Annotated in this window: 2 protein-coding genes; both read right to left on the bottom strand. The window is 40.1% G+C overall.

Features of this window, described 5'->3' with window-relative positions; genetic code table 11:
* Positions 1-90 precede the first annotated feature (90 nt).
* Positions 91-339, bottom strand: a complete 249-nt coding sequence (locus LD39_RS09450) for a DUF2584 family protein (protein WP_052158799.1) — start codon at positions 337-339, stop codon at positions 91-93.
* 18 nt (positions 340-357) lie between these two features.
* Positions 358-2191: SbcC/MukB-like Walker B domain-containing protein (locus tag LD39_RS09455; protein WP_035545547.1), on the bottom strand; the 1834-nt coding region annotated here is incomplete at its 5' end.

Here is a 2191-nt window from a genome sequence, read left to right on the forward strand (position 1 = left end):
AATATAAAAAAGAAATAATAATCGAGAAATGACTTCATATATTTCCCGGGCAAGCGCAGAAACTGACAATGGAAAAAGAATCAGGCATCATTAATTGACGGTATGCAAAGAAATCAATCGGTATTTACAAAGTGTTGACTGCTCCTTTAAGACCAACTCTTCAATCACAGCGTAGCCAGTTTGTTTTGAGAAGGGATATTTCCTTAATTCCAACAGCTCATTCAAAGGAAACAGTTTATACCCCTCATATCTAAGTTCAAAGAGGTTATCATCTTCGTTCACCCTATTTTCTTTTCCTTCTGTAATAATGATCCATTCCATTGAAAAGGGTGTAGACACATCGGTTCCCCCTCAGTGTTATTGAAATACAAACTTGACTCGAGATCCGTCCTGCCCTGTTTCAATTTGCAATTTAGCAGGGATTTCCTCTTTCAGTTGTGGAACGTGAGAGATGATCCCTAACATCCGGTTGCCATCCTGAAGTCCGCGTAAGCACTCGATTGCCTGTTCCAGGGAGATCTCATCCAAAGTACCGAAACCTTCATCGATAAATAAGGTATCTAACTGTACGCCCCCTGCGTGAGACTGGACAACATCTGCCATCCCGAGAGCCAGACTTAAGGAAGCTTTAAATCCTTCTCCTCCTGATAAAGTCCTTACAGAACGCTGTTGACCTGTATGGTGGTCGAGAACTTCCAGATCAAGCCCGCTTTGCGCCCCTCGCTTAGCCACTTCATCACTGCGTACAAGCTGATAGCGGTGGTCAGTCATTTGATCAAGGCGAATATTTGCCTGGACGAGGATTTCGTCCAAAAATGCAGCTAAGACATAACGTTCAAGAGACAAACGTAAATGATTATCTCCTTTAGCAAGTTGAGCTAATTCGGCAATGTCATAATATTGTTTAGCTAGTTCCCCCTGTTCTTGTACCAAATGGACAAGAGAAGCGTATACTTCTTTGTTCTGCTTAACTGACAAATGCAATTCATTAACTTTTTGTTGCTGCTCTTTTAACAATAGTTTGAATTCTTCCCACTTACTTTGGAGCCCCACTAAATCCGGTCTCTCTTTGTCTTTTAATTTTTCCTGCAGGTAAGCCATGCGTTCAGTTACTATGGCTTTCTTTTGATTGTACTGATCAATTTCCAGCTGTTTATCATTAATAACCTGATCAGGTAGAAGAGCATCACGGTAAGCTTTTTCTGAAGAAAACTTAAATTGATCAAACGTTTGTTTAAATTTTTCTTTTTGCTGTCGTGCCGCGCTTTCTACGTGTTTTTTATACTTCTCAGCTTCTTCTTCTGTGACTTTAGAACTATGATACTCATCTCTCACTTTTGAATACTGATTTTGGATTTGTTCCCAATACTCCGCTTCTTTCACGAATTCATTTTCAGCTTTTTTTACTAAATTATTCAATTCGTCTGAATCTGTAGTGGAAAAGGAATAGTTTTCGCGAAACGATTGTTCTTTCGTTTCCAGACGGGTTTGTTCTTGTTGTTTTTCGTAGTAGACCTGCTTAGCTTTTTCAGACTCTTGTAAAAGGGATTCAAGTTTTGATTCAATGGCTTGCATTTTATTTACAGAGGTTTGGATAATTTCTGCTTCCTGATCAAGCGCTGAAATACGATTCTTCAGTGTTGAAATTTCTTCATTTACTTGAGTATATGCTTCTTTGATAGCAGTTTCTTCCATAACCTTTACAAGATTTCGCAAATCTTCATAAAGAGCTTCCGTTAATTGCCGTTGAGTCTCCCCTTCTGATTTCACTTGAACAGCTTTCTCTTGCACGCGTTGAAAAGCCTGGTCTTCTGTCTGATATGCTGCTTTCAACCGTTCCAATTCACTCTCATCCAGGATGTGCGCTGGCTTTTGAGCAGGCTGGGGATGGTTCGGTGAACCACACACAGGACAAGCACTTCCCTGTGACAAACTAAGGGACAATGTATAAGCGTGATGACTCCGAATTTCTTCTAGAGCATCTTCATAGGCTTTCTTCGCCTGCGCTTGACTCGCTTTCACGTCTCGAAATTCTTTTGTAAATGCTTGATAATCGCTTCTCATCCGATTCAGCTTTTTCAATTCTTTCCATAACCGCTCTAAAGACTGGGAATGCTGCTGTACTTTTTCGAGATGATTTCTTTTCTCTAATCGTTCATTCGTGATGTCTCTCTCGTTTTTGGTTTTTTCT

Origin of the sequence: Halobacillus sp. BBL2006, assembly GCF_000786645.1 — a bacterium.
Taxonomy (GTDB): domain Bacteria; phylum Bacillota; class Bacilli; order Bacillales; family Halobacillaceae; genus Halobacillus.